The sequence below is a fragment of the Streptomyces sp. NPDC058284 genome (assembly GCF_042881135.1).
GTDB lineage: Bacteria > Actinomycetota > Actinomycetes > Streptomycetales > Streptomycetaceae > Streptomyces.
This window is the reverse complement of sequence record NZ_JBHVYE010000018.1, coordinates 1-16,618: the sequence shown is the minus strand read 5'-3', so window position 1 is coordinate 16,618 and position 16,618 is coordinate 1. Positions and strand designations below refer to the sequence as shown.

Here is a 16,618-nt window from a genome sequence, read left to right as displayed (position 1 = left end):
GCCCATCCAGTGACGGAAGGCACCACCACCTCCGCCGCAGCTGAGGCCGGCGACACCCTCACCCACCTCGAGCAGGAGGGTGAGATCGCGGCGGATTACCTCGAGGGTCTGCTCGACATCGCCGACCTCGACGGCGACATCGACATGGACGTCGAGGCCGACCGGGCCGCTGTTTCGATCATCAGCGACTCCAGCAGCCGCGATCTGCAGAAGCTGGTCGGGCGTGACGGCGAGGTCCTGGAAGCTCTCCAGGAGCTCACGCGTCTCGCCGTCCACCGCGAGACCGGCGACCGCAGCCGCCTGATGCTGGACATCGCGGGTTACCGCGCCAAGAAGCGCGAGGAGCTCTCGGAGCTGGGCGCCAAGGCCGCGGCCGAGGTGAAGAGCTCCGGCGAGCCGACCAAGCTCGAGCCGATGACGCCGTTCGAGCGCAAGGTCGTGCACGACGCGGTCAAGGCCGCCGGCCTGCGCAGCGAGTCCGAGGGCGAGGAGCCGCAGCGCTTCGTCGTCGTCCTCCCTGCCTGACCGGCACAGCGTCTCCCGGCCCCGTCTGTTCGCAGGCGGGGCCGATCTTTGTCAGCCTGATAGACAGCCACCCCCAGTGCGGTACGGAAGGACGGTCCCCGTGACGGAGGCAGCGGAGCTCCCCCCGGCGCCGGAAGAGGCCCGGACGGTTTTCGGCGATCGCTTCTCGGACGCGGTCCGGTACGCGGAACTGCTGGCCGATGCGGGAGTGCAGCGAGGACTGATCGGCCCGCGCGAGGTGCCACGGCTGTGGGAACGGCACCTGCTGAACTGCGCCGTGCTGTCCGAGGTCGTGCCCGAGAACGTCAGCGTGTGCGATGTCGGCTCGGGTGCCGGGCTGCCGGGTATCCCGCTGGCCCTAGTCCGGCCGGACCTGAAGATCACGCTCCTTGAGCCGTTGCTGCGGCGTACGAACTTCCTCAACGAGGTCGTGGAGCTGCTCGGCCTCGACCATGTGACGGTCGTGCGGGGGCGCGCTGAGGAAGTCCTCGGCAAGCTGCCGCCGGTCCACGTGGTGACCGCGCGGGCCGTCGCACCGTTGGACCGCCTGGCGGCCTGGGGCGTACCGCTGCTCCGCCCGTACGGGCAGATGCTGCTCCTGAAGGGCGATACCGCCGAGGAGGAGGTCAAGGCGGCGGGTGCTGCCCTGAGCAAGCTCGGCGCGGTGGGCACCTCGGTGCTGCACGTCGGTCAGGGCGTGGTGGACCCGCAGTCCACGGTTGTCCGCGTCGAGGTCGGGGAGAGCCCCGGCGGTGTACGTTTCGCGGCCAAGCGGGCCAAGGCCGCTCGCACCGGCCGTACTCGTCGTCGCCGATGAACGCTCCGGCTGCCGTTGTTGATCCGTCCTGACGACGAGCCGTACTCCACAAAAGCTGTCAAACGTACGCATACCGGGGTGTCGCGCCAGCGGCACCCCGGCTGCCGTGCATCGTGTTTCACGTGAAACGTCGCTCACTGCTGCATGGCATCATCAGTCGCGGCCGCGCTGCGGAACCTCGCGACCGCCGACCACTCGGTTCCCTCGATAAGGGCACGGAGTTGTCCACAGAGGTGGATTCGTCCACAGAAGACCCGGCCTCGCTGGTTCATGACCCTCAAAGCATGGGAGGCTCTGTTCATTGCGAGCCTGATGTCGAGGAGAGTGAATCCTTGCGGTCCGACGCCAACATCGCGGGACCGATGACCGATCCGGTCCCCGGTCCCCGTACCGAGTCGGCGGGGGAGGATGTTTCACGTGAAACACCGCCCCCGATGGACGACACCCCCATCGGTCGTGCTGCCCAACTGGCTGTGGAAGCGCTTGGCCGCGCAGGCGAAGGCCTGCCGCGTCCCGAGCAGACCCGCGTCATGGTGGTCGCCAACCAGAAGGGCGGAGTGGGCAAGACGACGACGACCGTCAATCTCGCCGCCTCGCTCGCTCTGCACGGTGCCCGCGTCCTGGTGATCGACCTAGACCCGCAGGGAAACGCCTCCACGGCTCTCGGTATCGACCATCACGCCGAAGTACCGTCCATCTACGACGTCCTGGTCGAGAGCAAGCCGCTCTCCGACGTCGTCCAGCCGGTGACTGATGTCGAAGGACTCTTCTGCGCCCCGGCCACCATCGATCTCGCCGGTGCGGAGATCGAGCTGGTGTCACTGGTGGCGCGGGAGAGCCGACTACAGCGGGCGATCCAGGCGTACGAGCAGCCGTTGGACTACATCCTCATCGACTGCCCGCCGTCCCTCGGCCTTCTGACGGTCAACGCGCTGGTGGCGGGCGCGGAGGTGCTGATCCCGATCCAGTGCGAGTACTACGCGCTGGAAGGGCTCGGTCAGCTTCTGCGCAACGTCGACCTGGTACGGGGCCACCTCAACCCGAACCTGCACGTGTCGACGATCCTGCTCACCATGTACGACGGCAGGACCCGTCTTGCCTCCCAGGTGGCGGACGAGGTGCGCAGCCACTTCGGTGAGGAGGTCCTGCGGACGAGCATTCCGCGATCGGTTCGCATCTCCGAGGCCCCCAGCTACGGCCAGACGGTGCTCACCTACGATCCGGGATCGAGCGGTGCCCTCTCCTACTTCGAAGCGGCGCGAGAGATCGCACTGCGGGGAGTCGGAGTGCACTACGACGTCCAGCACGCCCACATGGGCGCTCAGAAAGACCAGCACAGCATGACGGAGGGGATGCAGTGAGCGAACGACGGAGGGGATTGGGCCGAGGCCTCGGCGCCCTGATTCCTGCAGCCCCGACGGAGAAGCAGCCCTCGCACAGCGCGGGACCCTCGACCTCTCCCTCGGCAGTTCCGGTACTGACTGCCGAGCGCGGCGTGGCGGCCGCGAAGGTGACGTCGCTTCCCCAGAGCCCTGTTGCACCTGTTTCACGTGAAACAGCGGAGCCGCCCCAGCAGTCCATGGAGGTGCCGGAGACAGTCGCCGGTGCACACTTCGCCGAGCTGCCGCTGGACGTCATCACGCCCAATCCGCAGCAGCCGCGAGCGGTGTTTGACGAGGACGCTCTCGCCGAGCTGGTGACCTCCATCAAGGAGGTTGGCCTGCTCCAGCCGGTCGTCGTACGGCAGGTGGGTCCCGCGCGCTATGAGCTCATCATGGGCGAGCGGCGCTGGCGAGCCTGCCGGGAAGCCGGTTTGGAGCGCATCCCCGCCATCGTGCGGGCAACGGAGGACGACAAGCTCCTTCTGGACGCGTTGCTCGAGAACCTGCACCGGGCCCAGCTGAATCCGCTGGAAGAGGCTGCGGCCTACGACCAGTTGCTCAAGGACTTCAACTGCACGCATGACCAGCTGGCCGACCGCATCGGCCGGTCCCGCCCGCAGGTCTCCAACACGCTGCGACTGCTGAAGCTCTCGCCGACGGTGCAGAACCGGGTCGCTGCCGGGGTCCTCTCCGCAGGGCATGCCCGTGCGTTGCTTTCCGTCGAGGACTCGGAGGAGCAGGACCGGCTCGCGCTCCGCATCGTGGCCGAAGGTCTCTCGGTGCGTGCTGTCGAGGAGATCGTGACCCTCATGGGTTCGCGCCCCCAGCGCGCTCCGAAGGCCAAGGGGCCGCGTGCCGGCGCCCTGGTCTCGCCGGCGCTGAACAAGCTCGCCACCCGGCTCTCGGACCGGTTCGAGACGCGGGTCCGGGTGGACCTCGGCCAGAAGAAGGGGAAGATCGTCGTTGACTTCGCTTCTCTGGAGGACCTGGAGCGCATCCTCAGCTCACTCGCCCCGGGCGAAGGGCCGGTGCTGAAGAACGGGCTTGCCGAGGTGAACTCGGAAGACGCGTCCGAGAACGACAAGGGCTGAGCCTCGTAGGTCGGCACCGCGAGAGCGGGCCGTGTCCGGTGTGTACCGGAACACGGCCCGCTCTTTGCTTTCCTACGGTTTCGGTGCAATCACATCGTGGATACGATGCGTTCAGGTATGGCGCATCCACCTGACGGCACCTCATAGGGGAGGCAGGGGCCATGCGAGAGATGGGCCGCACCGGACTGATGACCGCAGGCCTCGGGCTGGGAGCGGTCGGCGGCTTCGTCGGCAGCCTGATCAGGGAACACAGCGCTCTGGCAGCCGCCCGCAGCGCGGCGGCCGAGGGAAGTGAGGAACCGCCTTCATGGGGCGTCGGCTCGTACCGCTCACACTGGACAACCTCCCGGATCTCCCCAATCGGTGCCGGGCGTGCGTCTTCTGGGAGCTGGACCCGGTCAGCGGCCAGGCCGCGGTAAAGACCGGCACCGCGGAGCTGGAGAAGGAGGCGTGGATCTCCGGCGTCCTGCTGGAGTGGGGGTCCTGCGGCCGAGTCGTCTACGTCGACGACGTGCCGGTCGGATTCGTTCTCTACGCGCCTCCGGCGTACGTACCGCGCTCCACGGCATTTCCCACGAGCCCTGTCTCTCCCGACGCCGTTCAGCTGATGACGGCCTGGATCATGCCCGGCTACCAGGGGCAGGGGCTGGGCCGAGTGATTGTCCAGACGGTCGCTAAGGATCTGCTGCGGCGGGGGTTCAAGGCCATCGAAGCGTTCGGGGACGCGCGGTGGGAGAAGCCGGCGTGTGTACTTCCCGCGGAGCATCTTCTGGCGGTGGGCTTCAAGACGGTCCGCCCGCATCCTGCCTATCCGAGGATGAGGCTCGAACTGCGCACGACGCTCTCCTGGAAGGAGGACGTCGAGATGGCGCTCGACCGACTGCTGGGAGCGGTGCAGAAGGAACCCGTCCTCCGGCCGTTGTGACCACAGGAGTCGGATGAGGTCCTAGACGCACGAGCCCCTGAGGTTAGCCGAAAGACGAATGGACCAGCCCTGCGGAGGGACTGGTCCATTCGTGTTTCACGTGAAACATCGACGCTGATTACTCGGCGATGAACTCCGCCAGGTCCTTCTCGATGGCGCCCTTCGGCTTGGCACCGACGATGGTCTTGGCGACCTCACCGTGCTGGTACACGTTCAGCGTCGGGATGGACATGACGCCGTACTTGGCGGCCGTGCCCGGGTTCTGGTCGATGTTGAGCTTGACGACCTCGATCTTGTCGCCGTACTCGGCCGCGATCGCCTCCAGGGCGGGCGCGATCTGGCGGCACGGGCCGCACCAGGCGGCCCAGAAGTCCACCAGTACGGGCTTGTCGCTCTTGAGGACGTCCTCCTCGAAGGAGGCGTCCGTTACCTGCTTCAGGTTGCTGTCGGCCACTGCGGGGCTCCTCGTTACTCGGGGTGTTGCGTGGGTGGAGTCGAAATCAGACGCTGGCGGTGGGGGTCTTCTCCGGCTCAGCGGCTTCGGCGTCGGACAGCGCCGCCAGGAAGCGCTCGGCGTCGAGAGCGGCGGAGCAGCCGGTGCCGGCTGCCGTGATCGCCTGACGGTACGTGTGGTCGACCACGTCACCGGCGCCGAAGACACCGGTCAGGTTGGTCCGCGTCGAGGGCGCGTCGACCTTCAGGTAGCCCTCGTCGTCCAGCTCGAGCTGACCCTTGAAGAGCTCGGTGCGCGGGTCGTGGCCGATCGCGATGAAGAGGCCCGTCACCGGCAGCTCGGAGGTCTCACCCGTCTTGAGGTTGCGCAGCGTCAGACCCTCGAGCTTCGGGTCGCCCTTGATCTCGGCGACCTCGCTGTCCCAGATGAACGAGATCTTCGGGTCGGCGAAGGCGCGCTCCTGCATCGCCTTGGAGGCACGCAGGGTGTCACGGCGGTGCACGATCGTCACGGACTTGGCGAAGCGCGAGAGGAAGGTGGCTTCCTCCATCGCGGTGTCACCGCCACCGATCACGGCGATGTCCTGGTCCTTGAAGAAGAAGCCGTCGCAGGTGGCGCACCAGGAGACACCGCGGCCGGACAGGGCGTCCTCGTTCGGCAGGCCCAGCTTGCGGTGCTGCGAACCGGTCGTGACGATGACGGTCTTCGCGCGGTGCACCTTGCCCTGGGTGTCCGTCACGGTCTTGATCTCACCGCTGAGGTCGACGGCGACGACATCGTCAGGCACGAGCTCGGCACCGAAGCGCTCGGCCTGAGCCCGCATGTTGTCCATGAGCTCAGGGCCCATGACGCCGTCCTGGAAGCCGGGGAAGTTCTCCACCTCGGTGGTGTTCATCAGCGCACCGCCGGCGGTGACGGCGCCCTCGAACACCAGCGGCTTCAGCGACGCGCGCGCGGTGTAGAGCGCCGCCGTGTAGCCGGCGGGCCCGGAGCCGATGATGATCACGTTACGGACGTCGGTCACGGCTTGATTCCTCGTCTCTGGGGACTGCTGCGTAGTGCTGGTGGGGCCCGTCTCAGGGCTCTCACCCCACCCAACGGATCCTACGGGGCATGCATTCCCCGACATGGCCGAGCGCACGGAAGCACGGCAGAAGGAAGAGTGCCATGTGCCACAAGACCGCTGGCAGCGGCGTCGAGCGCCTACCGGACAGCGCGGCAAAAAGCTGCGGGGGTCAGCCCTGCGAGTACGTGTGCGTCATGAGAACCCTGCCTGCGGCGGGCGAGGACCTGCCCACACAGGCGGCATCGACGACGTACGCGGAGACCTTGGTGCTGTCGGAGGCATGGGGCACCACGACGAGGTAGGCGCGCTTGCCTTCGTACGAACCCTGCTCGGCAGCGAGCGGCGTCCTGTCACCGATGCCGCGCTGGATGCACTCGGGCACCTGGACCGCCTTCAGCGGAGAGTTCTTCTCCGGGGAATTCGGGCTGGAGCGTGTGTCGAAGGACGGCGTGGAGACCTCTGACTTCCCCGGGGGCTCTTTGGCGCTGTTCTTGTCGAGGAGAGCGGCTACCTGTCCTTCGAGCTTTCCTTCGGAGAAGGAGTTCGCGGAGTCCTTGTGCTTCTGGGCCGCTCCCGTCGTCTCCGGGTCACCGCCCATGGTCTGGATCAGCAGGGTCCCCAGGCCGATGGCAGCCGCCGTGAAGACAGCACCTAGCACCGTCGTACGCCGCCGCGTGGTTCGCAGACGGCCACCGCGCCCTGGGCCGGTGGCAGCACGGGAGTGTCCTGCGGGCCTGTCTGCTGCTCCGGAGAGAGCAGGGGCGGACGCTGTTTCACGTGAAACACGTGCGGCGGCAGGAGGCGAAGGAGCGGCTGCGGACTCGGAGACCACATCCTCCGGGGCATGGCCTTCGGAGGTGCTGGCGTCCAGCAGCGCTTCGGCCGCCAGTGCCGCGTCGATGCGACCGGCGACATCGTCCGGCATCCGCGGCGGGCCGGGGAGAGTGCCGAGCAGGCCGCGGATCTCCTCCAGGGAGGCGTAGACGTCTGCGCAGAGTTCACAGCCGTCCAGATGCCCTCGTACGTCGCTCGTGCGTGACGGGGGGAGCAAGCCCTCGCTCAGATCGGAGATCTCCGCGACGTCCGGGTGCCCGTCCGAGTCGGTCGTGGTTGTCACGCTCGCCCACCTCCGCCCTTCACAGCAGCTGAATCGCTCGATCCCGTATCTCGTGGTCCCGCTGCCGGTGGGACGGATGCCCCCTGCGTCCGGTTCCTTCCCGTGCCGGGCCTCTTGCCATCGTCGGCGTCGTCGCTGTCCACGTCACTCGGAGGGGGCTCCGTACGCAGATGAGTGAGGAGCGGCAGCAGTCTGGCTCTGCCGCGTGCACAGCGGCTCTTGACCGTGCCGGTGGGGACGTCCAGGACGCGGGCCGCCTCCGCCACCGGGTAGCCCTGCATGTCGACCAGGACGAGTGCGGCACGCTGGTCATGGGGGAGGGTGCCCAGCGCCTCCTGGAGCTCCCGGTGCAGGTCGTCGCGCTCGACCGGGGCGGCCGCCGATTCCTCGGGCTCCAGGAGCTGCTCAAGGCGCTCGGCGTCGTCGATGGGAGAGGTCTTGCGCGAGGCCGCCTTGCGAGCCCGGTCGAGGCAGGCGTTCACGGTGATCCGGTGCAGCCACGTCGTCACTGCGGACTGCCCGCGGAAGGTGTGTGCCGCGCGGTAGGCGGAGACCAGGGCGTCCTGCACCGCGTCGGCCGCCTCCTCACGGTCCCCGAGGGTGCGCAGCGCCACCGCCCACAACCGGTCACGATGACGCCGCACGAGCTCACCGAAGGCGTCCTTGTCACCGGCGACGTGTCGGGCGAGGAGGTCCTTGTCGCTCAGGTCACCGTGCGCGGTGCCGTCCATCGCCGAACCCCCTCCCCCAGAGCCGTGGCGGGCCGCTTCTTCAGCCCCTGAGCTTCACGTCCGTGATGGCTTGCTTGTATCCCGCCTGGTAGTACCCGTCCTGCCCGGAGCTCGGCACGTCGGTGATCCAGAGGAGTACGTACTGCGACTTCACGGGCTTCCTGGCCTTGATCGTCGCCGTCTTGCCCGATGTGGTGGCGGCACCGATCTTCTTCATGGACTTGATGTCCGTCGAAGGGATCAGCGAGTCCGTGGCGTACAGCTCGACCGTGGTGTGGTCGCCCCCATAGCGAAGGGCCACCGACGCCTCCGACACATCTCGTTCCGATCCGAGGTCGTAGACGATACCTACACCGGGCTTGTACGGGGCAAGACGTGGTCCCTCGTTGAACGTCTTGGTGCGCCAGAGCGTGGACGGGTCATTGTCATAGGTTTTGGGGACGTCCCTCGGGGCCTGGGCGCTGCCCTTCAGGACCAGCTCCTGGCCCCTCTTGATCTGGATCGGCTTCATGGGCTTGGGCTGGCCCTTGTCGCCGCCGCCTCCGGTGGTGTGCGACGTGCCGGAGTCGTTGGAGTTCTCGCGCTTCATCAGCGCGTCCGCCAGCTGCCAGCTGCCCAGGCCCAGCGCGGCGATGAGCAGCGCGGAAACCCCCCACTTGAGGACCTTGCCGGTACGGCTCTGCAACGGAGGCGGGGGTGTCGGTACGGGCTGAGTGACTCCCGGATGGGCCGCGGGACGACCGTACGTGCCCTGCTGGTACGTGGTGCGCTGGTACTCGGGGGGCGCGGTGAACACGGGCTCCGGCGGGCGGATGCGGGGCATCTCGCCGATCGCCTTCACCAGCTCCTCCGGCGTCGTGCACGGAGGGTCCTGGCGGGACGCGGTCGCACCGTCATTGACGAGCGCGCGCATGGCGAGCTCGGAAAGCCCACGATGGACGCCCGCGCGCACCTGGTCGGGGGCGATGAGACCGACGTCCTTGGGGAGCCCGGAGAGGCCGTACGCATCGTCCTCGTACGGCCAGCGCTGCGTCAGCGAGGCGTACAGGAGAGCACCGATGGCTTCCGTGTCGGCGCGCTGAGGGGTCTCGGAGCTGATGCCACGCAGCGCGGCGTTCACGGCGAGACCGCGGATGCGGTACTGCCCGGTGGAGGTGCGCAGCACGGCGCTGGGAGACAGCCGCAGATGTGCGAGGCCCTCCCGGTGGGCCGCGGCCATGGCCTGGGAGACCTGGTTGACGAGCTGGTAGGCGTCGTGTGCCTCGAGCGGACTCGCGGCCAGGAGCGTGGTGAGCTCCGTGGCGTCCGGCAGCCACTCATGGACCACGTAGACGAGGTCGTTCTCCTCCACCGCGTCCAGGACCTGCACGAAACGTGGGTCGCCGAGCAGCGCCGAGGAACGGGCCGCGGCGAGAACCGAGCGTGCCCGCGGATGGTCGGCCGGCAGGAGATGCACGCCAACGGCACGCCGCAGCTTCTCGTCGACCGCGCGCCAGCTGCTGAAACCGTCCAGACGGGTGACGCACTCTTCGAGTCGGTAGCGTCTGGCGAGTTTGTGGCCACTGTGCAGTTCTGGGGGTGCGGACGCCCCGCGGCTCGTGGGCTTGTCGTTCTCCGCCCCGTCTTCTTCTGCTGCCGTGTCCCGCTCCCGGGTCTGGGCCACCCCGTCGGCCGTGGCCTGCTCCGCCTTGGCGGTCAGCGGCTCATCACCGCTGTTGTCTGCCACGTCGACGGCAGCCGTGCTCCGTTCTGCCACCGTCGTTCCTGCCTCCCCATCCGTTGCGCTTCGTCAGACGCCAAAGCCAATTGTGCCCACAGTCTGGCGCTATGCACGACACACGGTGGCCGACGATGGTTGTGCGAAGCCGACCATCTCAGCGACCGAGACGGCCGCGGACCATGCCGACCATCGAGTTGAGCTCCGCGATACGCATGCGCTTCGCGGCGATGAAGAAGACGCCGAGCAGCACCACGCCTCCGGCGATGAGCGCCCCCAGCGACCCGATGACGCCCTGGCCGAGCGCCTTGGTGACCATGTACGCGGCGCCGCCGCCGAGCACCGCCCCGGGCAGCGCGGCAATGCCCAGACGGGCGTAGGTACGCAGGACATGGGCACCGTCCAGGTCACCGCCGAGGCGCTTGCGCAGCCTGCGCCAGGCGACGCCCACGCCGATGGCGTACGCGAGACCGTAGACGGCGGCCATGCCGGTGACCGCCCAGCGGGTGGGCAGAACGACGTAGCAGGCCGCTGAGGCGGCGGCGTTCACGGCAGCGACGATCACCGTGTTGTAGAAGGGCGTCCGGGTGTCCTCGTAGGCGTAGAACGCGCGGAGCACGACGTACTGCACGGAGTACGGGATGAGGCCGAGGCCGAAGGCCATCAGCATGAAGCCCATGTTGGTGGCCTGGGCGCTGCCCGAAGAGCCGAAGATCAGGGTGCACATGGGGATGCCGAGCGCGACGAATCCGAAGGCGATCGGAACGATCGCGACCGCCGTCGTGCGCAGGCCCTGGGAGATGTCGTCGCGAACGGAGCCGGTGTCCCCGTCCTGTGCGGAACGGGAGAGTCGGGGCAGCAGGGCCGCCATCAGGGAGACCGTGATGATGGCCTGCGGGAGGCCCCAGATGAGCTGCGCGTTGGCGTAGGCGGCGAAGCCGATGCCGCTCGTCGAGGGCAGGTCGACGGTGGACGCGGTGGCCAGCTGGGTGACCACGAGGGCACCCGCCTGGTTGGCAAGGACGAACAGGATCGTCCACTTGGCGAGCTTGGCGGCCTTGCCCAGGCCGTGTCCGCGCCAGTCGAAGCGCGGGCGCAGACTGAACCCGGTCTCGCGCAGGTACGGGATCATCGCCAGGGCCTGGACGACGAGACCGAGAAGGACACCGATACCGAGGAGGCGCTCGGCCTCCGGAGGGATGCTGGTGACGGTCATGCCGGATGTCTCTGACGTGCCGTACACCCAGATGAACATGCCGAGCGTGAAGATGATGACGATGTTGTTGAGGACCGGGGTCCACATCATCGCGCCGAACTTGCCGCGCGCGTTGAGGATCTGCCCCATCACGACGTGCACGCCCATGAAGAAGATCGAGGGCAGGAAGTACCGCAGCAGCGTGCTGCCGACATCGGTGGCCGCCGCGTCATCGGCGACCGGGACGGACATCATCCGCACCAGCTGGGGGGCCAGCACGATGCCGAGGGCGGTGAGCACGCCGAGCGCGACCGTGACGAGGGTCAGCAGACGGTTGGCGTACGCCTCGCCGCCGTCCTCGTCCTCCTTCATGGAGCGCACCAGCTGCGGTACGAACACGGAGTTGAGACCGCCGCCGACGGTGAGGATGTAGATCATCGTCGGAATCTGGTAGACGACCTGGAAGGTGTCGCCGAGCAGGCCGACGCCGAGCGCCGAGACGATCAGGGCGGAGCGGATGAAGCCGGTGAGGCGCGAGACGAGCGTGCCCGCCGCCATGACGGCGCTGGACTTCAGCAGGCTCGACGCGCGGCCGCCCGACTTGGCAGCGGGTGCGGGTGCGGGCGGCGGCGGGGTGGGGTCGGCTGCCGGTGCCGGAACGACGGGCTGCTCGCCGACGGGCGGATAGCCCCCGGCCGCGGGCTGCTGGTAGCCGGCGCCCTGCGGATAACCCTGGCTCTGCTGATAGCCGTCGCCCTGGGGGTAGCCGTTGTCCTGGGGATTCTCCCCCTGGGGGTACCCACTCTGCTGATAGGCGCCCTGCTGGTAGCCGCCCTGCTGATATCCGCCTTGCTGATAGCCGCCTTGGGGATGAGCGTCCTGCTGATAACCACTCTGGGGGTACGCGTCCTGCTGGTAGTCGGCCTGCCGGCCCTGGTAGCCACCGGACTGCTGGTCGCGGAAGAGATGAGCGAAGGCGTCCGGCTCGTGGCGCTCCTCGCCGGCCTGGGTGACCAGGTCGTCGACGCCCACGAACTGCGTCGTCCGGGCATCGTCACCGTACGGGAGGTGGCGGGTCGGCCCCTCCGGCTCGGGGGCCGGGGTCTGCGCCCACCTCCGGGGGTCGGGTGCGTACTGCGAGGTGGGCGGCTGAGCGTAGAGCGGCTGCTGCGGGTAGGTGCCGGGCGGCGGCGGGGGGTGTGCCGCGCGGTCGTAGAGCGCCTCGGTCACGGGGTCCTGGGCGGAGAGGTCCTGCGCCCGGTAGGGATCCTGGTCGTAGGCGTCCTGGAGATACATGTCCGGCGCGGGCTGCGGTGGCACCTGCCCGTGCTCGGGGGAGCCGGGCGGTGGGCCCTCGGGCGAGGCGGAACCGCCCGTGCCCTGGCCACGGTCACCGTCGTACGGCGCGTTCATGGTTACCCCACCTCATCGTCCCCGGGCCCACGGGCCACGACATCGCTCAACGGTCCACTCTCTCACCCGTGTCCGACGGGTCGGTGCTTTCCGGGGCGGTGTCCGGTGTCGGGTCACTCGGCTGCTCGGGGCCGTCCTCCCCCGGCTCGGTGCCGGTTTCACCCTCCGGGCCGTCGTCAGGGCCCTCACCCGGGCCTTCCTGGGCCTGTTTCCGGGCCGCGCGCTTGCGCTGCGTGTACATCCGGAATCCGGCCAGCACGAGCAGCAGAAGGCCGCCGGCGATGACGAGCATCACCGTAGGGGTGACCTCTGTGACGTTGACCTCGAAGCGCACGGCGTCGCCGTAGGGCTCCCCGTCCTCCGTGTACAGCTGGGCGTAGACCGGCACCGGACCGTTGGCGTTCGCCGTGGTCGTGAACTTCACGGACTGGGAGTGGCCGCCCGCGATCTTGATCGGCTTCTCCTCGGACTGCCCGCCGCCGATCTTGAGACGCGTGGGGTTCCTCGAGGACAGCCGCAGGGTCAGGTGATCGACGCCCTGCACCAGGTTGTTCTGCACGGACACCGGGATGGTGGCGCTGCGGCCGGAGAGCTTCGCGTCGGCCCGCTGGATCAGGGACACCTGTTGGGTGAGGTCGTTCAGGTACGCCCAGACGCTGTCCTGGTAGGCCTTCGCCTCCCGCGGGTGCCCGCGCCAGGACGTCGACATCTCACGGTCTATGGCCCTCCCGAAGGGGGTGACCACGCGGTCCTTCTCGTCGAGGATCACCTGGAAGCGTTCGAGCCGGTTCTGGGTGTTCTGGATGCTCTCGAACGACTGCTGCGTCAGCTCCTGCCTGCGCAGCGACGCGGGGTACGCCCCGGCGGACGGGACCCGGGTGGTGGCCTGCGGGTCCGGCTTCGCCTTCGCCGCGGCGGTCAGCTCCTCGGGCTGCGACCACTTCTCGTCGGCGAGGGCCGAGAGGGCCTTCTGCATGGTCTGGGCCTGACTGGCCGACGGCATGCGCTGCGGGGCGATGACGATGCTCCGCTGCCTGTCCGGGTCCTGAAGATTGAGCATCAGGCTCTGGGCGAGGAACTCCTGGACGGCGAGCGTGGAGTTCTCGGCCTCCGACATGTCGCCCTGGAAGGCCGTCGAGAGGCGCGCGTCGGCCACCACCGCGGTCGTGCCGCCACCGATGGGCCGGGCCGCGGTCGGCGAGTACTGCAGGTCGTTCGTTTCGCGCATGCTGTCGCTGCGCGTGATCACCGTGTGGGCACCCGCGGAGGTGGCGACATCGACGATCGACGGATCGATCGCCCCGTCCGCCGGCCATGCGAAGTCCGTGCTCGGCTTCACCTGGAGGATCGTCTGTACCGCCTTGGCCCCCACATCAGTGGCTTCCTTGAGGTGGCCGAGCGAGCCGGTGACCGCCTTGCCGGTGTGGGCGAGGGATGCGAGGTCGGGGTCGGCGAAGGGCAGCGCGACGACCTTCTTGCCCTTGACGGCGGACTGGAGGTTGTTGAGCCACTGGTTGGCGACCGCCTGGTGCTTGCCCGCCCTGCTGGTCTTCCCGTCGGGGTTCTCGATCCGGTAGCTCTTCGTCATCGCCTCGACCGAGGCGAGCAGGTACGGATCGATGACCCAGGTGACGTCCAGGCCGCTGCCGAGGGACAGGAGCTGTTCCAGGCGCCCGCCCGTTGCCAGTTCCTCGGCCAGGTCGTCGTTCTTGAAGACAGGCGTCTGCTGCTCGTCGGAGCCGGTCTTCGCGGTGAGGTGGTTGGCGGAGATGAGCGGCCACATGTACGTGGTCTTGGTCTTCGTGCCCGCGGCACCGGGCTGCCATGGCAGGAACGTGCGCTTGATGCCCAGCACCTGGGCGTACGGCTGGGCGGCGGTCTGGCCGGTGAGGGCGACCCCCAGCTGATAAACGCCGTCGACGCCCAGAGGCAGCTCCTTGACCGGTACGGAGATGCTGAAGTCCTGCCGCACCCCCGGAGCGAGCCTGCTGAACTTGTCGACGTACTTTCCGCCGACCTCCGTGCCCTCTGACCCGGGCTGATACCCCGTGCGCTGCGCGGCGCTGTCGATGGAACTCCGGGAATTGAGCGGCGCGACGCGCAGACCGACCTGCGCCTGGGTCACCGGCTGCTTGCCGTTGTTGGTGACCGTGCCCGACACGGTGAGCGTGTCGCCCTCGCCGGGAGCCGTGGGGGTGAGCGAGTCCACAGAGACGTCGACGGTGCGCGATCCGGTCGCGTCGGCCTTCGCGCTCGGCACGGCCGTGCCGGCTTTCGCGCTTGTCCCGGTGGCATGCGCCACGGGCCCCGCCGGGACCTGCAGGAGGCCGGCCAGCATAGGGGCACCCACCAGCAGTGCTGCGGTGCGCCGCAGCCACCGGCGGGCAGGTGAGGGGCTTGTCCCCGGGAAGTCTGCCGCCTCGGCCACGCGTTCGCCCGTCCCTCGTCATCAGTGGTCGTCGGTTGTGCGTCCACGCATGGTAACGATGCGCGCTGGGGCGAAGTGCCGCGGACTGCTCCACGTGATCGGGAGACCGGCCGAAGCGGCGGTGGGAGCCCTTCGGGGCCGGGGCGGAATCGGGTCGGCCGGGGGCGCCGGGGGCACGTACCCTTTTCTGTTGTGCCGAACGCCAATGAAGACAATTCCAGCGCACTGAGCCAGGTGCAGCGCCGCGCGGTCAGCGAACTGCTGCGTGTGTCCCCTGTCGCGGACGACCTCGCCCGCCGTTTCCAGGAGGCCGGGTTCTCCCTCGCCCTGGTCGGTGGCTCGGTCAGGGACGTCCTTCTGGGCCGGCTCGGCAATGACCTGGACTTCACGACCGACGCCCGCCCCGAGGACGTACTGAAGATCGTGCGGCCGTGGGCCGACGCGGTGTGGGAGGTCGGGATCGCCTTCGGCACGGTCGGCTGCCAGAAGGACGCCCGCGTCGAAGACACTGATATGAGCTTCCAGGTCGAGGTCACGACGTACCGCTCGGAGGCGTACGACAGGACCTCGCGCAAGCCTGAGGTGTCCTACGGCGACTCGATCGAGCAGGATCTCGTCCGTCGTGACTTCACCGTGAACGCGATGGCGGTCGCTCTCCCCGAGAAGGAGTTCATCGACCCGCACGGCGGTCTCGAAGACCTCGCGGAGCGCGTGCTGCGTACTCCGGGCACCCCTGAGGAGTCGTTCTCGGACGACCCGCTGCGGATGATGCGGGCCGCGCGCTTCGCCGCGCAGCTGGACTTCGAAGTGGCTCCCGACGTCGTCGCGGCGATGAAGGCGATGGCCGAGCGCATCGACATCGTCTCCGCGGAGCGCGTGCGGGACGAATTGAACAAGCTGCTCCTCTCCGCACACCCGCGCAAGGGCCTCGCTCTCCTCGTCGAGACCGGGCTCGCCGAGCGGGTCCTGCCCGAGCTGCCTGCGCTGCGTCTGGAGCGGGACGAGCACCACCGCCACAAGGACGTGTACGACCACTCGCTGATCGTCCTCGAGCAGGCGATGGCCCTGGAGACGGACGGCCCCGACCTGACGTTGCGGCTCGCGGCGCTGCTGCACGACATCGGCAAGCCGCGGACCCGGCGCTTCGAGAGCGACGGCCGGGTCTCCTTCCACCACCACGAGGTGGTCGGCGCCAAGATGGTGAAGAAGCGCATGACGGCGCTCAAGTACTCGAACGAACTCGTGAAGGACGTCTCGCGCCTGGTCGAGCTCCATCTGCGCTTCCACGGCTACGGCACGGGAGAGTGGACGGACTCGGCCGTACGTCGCTACGTACGCGACGCGGGCCCGCTCCTGGAGCGTCTGCACAAGCTGACCCGGTCGGACTGCACGACGCGCAACAAGCGCAAGGCGAACGCCCTGTCGCGTGCGTACGACGGCCTGGAGGAGCGCATCGCCCGCCTCCAGGAGCAGGAGGAGCTGGACTCGATCCGCCCCGACCTCGACGGCAACGACATCATGGAGATTTTGGATGTGAAGCCGGGCCCGGTGATCGGCAAGGCGTACAAGTTCCTGCTGGAGCTGCGCCTGGAGAACGGGCCGATGGAGCGGAAAGCGGCGGTGGCGGCGCTCGAGGAGTGGTGGGCCGCGCAGGGCTGAGGCCTCAGAACGGGGACGATTCGGTAGGTGTTTCACGTGAAACACCCATCGCACCCGAATACGCCGAGGGGCCGCTGTTTCACGTGAAACCGTGAAAC

13 protein-coding genes are annotated in these 16,618 nt (G+C 68.5%); 6 read left to right on the top strand and 7 right to left on the bottom strand.

Features of this window, described 5'->3' with window-relative positions; all coding sequences use genetic code 11:
* Positions 1-9: 9 nt before the first annotated feature.
* The 5 genes from ACFVYR_RS24065 to ACFVYR_RS24045 all read left to right on the top strand — a co-directional run bounded on the left by ACFVYR_RS24065 (position 10) and on the right by ACFVYR_RS24045 (position 4,740).
* Positions 10-525 carry a protein jag gene (locus ACFVYR_RS24065; protein ID WP_384252522.1) on the top strand — a complete coding sequence of 172 codons (516 nt, stop codon included), beginning with the start codon at positions 10-12 and terminating at the stop codon, positions 523-525.
* Positions 526-625: 100 nt separating this feature from the next.
* Positions 626-1,342, top strand: a complete 717-nt coding sequence (gene rsmG, locus ACFVYR_RS24060; RefSeq protein ID WP_384252524.1) for a 16S rRNA (guanine(527)-N(7))-methyltransferase RsmG — start codon at positions 626-628, stop codon at positions 1,340-1,342.
* Positions 1,343-1,626: 284 nt separating this feature from the next.
* On the top strand, positions 1,627-2,703 hold the full coding sequence (locus ACFVYR_RS24055; RefSeq protein WP_384252527.1) for a ParA family protein: 1,077 nt from the start codon (positions 1,627-1,629) through the stop codon (positions 2,701-2,703).
* On the top strand, positions 2,700-3,815 hold the full coding sequence (locus tag ACFVYR_RS24050) for a ParB/RepB/Spo0J family partition protein (protein WP_384252530.1): 1,116 nt from the start codon (positions 2,700-2,702) through the stop codon (positions 3,813-3,815). Before ACFVYR_RS24055 ends, ACFVYR_RS24050 begins: the two co-directional genes overlap by 4 nt.
* 307 nt (positions 3,816-4,122) lie before the next feature.
* Entirely contained in the window at positions 4,123-4,740 is a 618-nt protein-coding gene (locus ACFVYR_RS24045; protein ID WP_384252533.1) for a GNAT family N-acetyltransferase, read from the top strand.
* Between the two features lie 118 nt (positions 4,741-4,858).
* Here ACFVYR_RS24045 and trxA read toward each other — a convergent pair whose 3' ends face one another.
* The 7 genes from trxA to ACFVYR_RS24010 form a co-directional block, all read right to left on the bottom strand.
* Positions 4,859-5,194: a thioredoxin gene (gene trxA / locus ACFVYR_RS24040; protein WP_384252536.1), complete on the bottom strand. Its 336-nt coding sequence runs from the start codon at positions 5,192-5,194 to the stop codon at positions 4,859-4,861.
* 46 nt (positions 5,195-5,240) lie between these two features.
* Positions 5,241-6,218, bottom strand: a complete 978-nt coding sequence (gene trxB / locus ACFVYR_RS24035) for a thioredoxin-disulfide reductase (RefSeq protein WP_384252539.1) — start codon at positions 6,216-6,218, stop codon at positions 5,241-5,243.
* A 211-nt stretch (positions 6,219-6,429) separates the two neighbouring features.
* Positions 6,430-7,377 (bottom strand): anti-sigma factor family protein, encoded by a 948-nt coding sequence (locus tag ACFVYR_RS24030; RefSeq protein ID WP_384252542.1) that lies wholly within the window; start codon positions 7,375-7,377, stop codon positions 6,430-6,432.
* Positions 7,374-8,108, bottom strand: a complete 735-nt coding sequence (gene sigM / locus ACFVYR_RS24025; protein ID WP_384252545.1) for an RNA polymerase sigma factor SigM — start codon at positions 8,106-8,108, stop codon at positions 7,374-7,376. The genes ACFVYR_RS24030 and sigM overlap by 4 nt, the downstream gene beginning before the upstream one ends.
* A gap of 40 nt (positions 8,109-8,148) precedes the next feature.
* Positions 8,149-9,864, bottom strand: coding sequence for a protein kinase family protein (locus ACFVYR_RS24020; RefSeq protein ID WP_384252548.1), 1,716 nt, complete (start codon positions 9,862-9,864; stop codon positions 8,149-8,151).
* A 118-nt stretch (positions 9,865-9,982) separates the two neighbouring features.
* On the bottom strand, positions 9,983-12,433 hold the full coding sequence (gene murJ, locus ACFVYR_RS24015; RefSeq protein ID WP_384252551.1) for a murein biosynthesis integral membrane protein MurJ: 2,451 nt from the start codon (positions 12,431-12,433) through the stop codon (positions 9,983-9,985).
* A 46-nt stretch (positions 12,434-12,479) separates the two neighbouring features.
* On the bottom strand, positions 12,480-14,861 hold the full coding sequence (locus ACFVYR_RS24010) for a DUF6049 family protein (RefSeq protein WP_384252554.1): 2,382 nt from the start codon (positions 14,859-14,861) through the stop codon (positions 12,480-12,482).
* Between the two features lie 192 nt (positions 14,862-15,053).
* Between ACFVYR_RS24010 and ACFVYR_RS24005 the strand changes: the two genes are divergently transcribed.
* Entirely contained in the window at positions 15,054-16,520 is a 1,467-nt protein-coding gene (locus tag ACFVYR_RS24005) for a CCA tRNA nucleotidyltransferase (protein WP_384252557.1), read from the top strand.
* Positions 16,521-16,618: the final 98 nt, after the last annotated feature.

Excerpts from the sequence above, each read along its gene's own strand:
- ACFVYR_RS24055 (WP_384252527.1), top strand. The coding sequence starts at position 1,627 with ATGGGAGGCTCTGTTCATTGCGAGCCTGATGTCGAGGAGAGTGAATCC.
- ACFVYR_RS24045 (WP_384252533.1), top strand. The coding sequence starts at position 4,123 with ATGGGGCGTCGGCTCGTACCGCTCACACTGGACAACCTCCCGGATCTC.
- sigM (WP_384252545.1), bottom strand. The coding sequence starts at position 8,108 with ATGGACGGCACCGCGCACGGTGACCTGAGCGACAAGGACCTCCTCGCC.
- murJ (WP_384252551.1), bottom strand. The coding sequence starts at position 12,433 with ATGAACGCGCCGTACGACGGTGACCGTGGCCAGGGCACGGGCGGTTCC.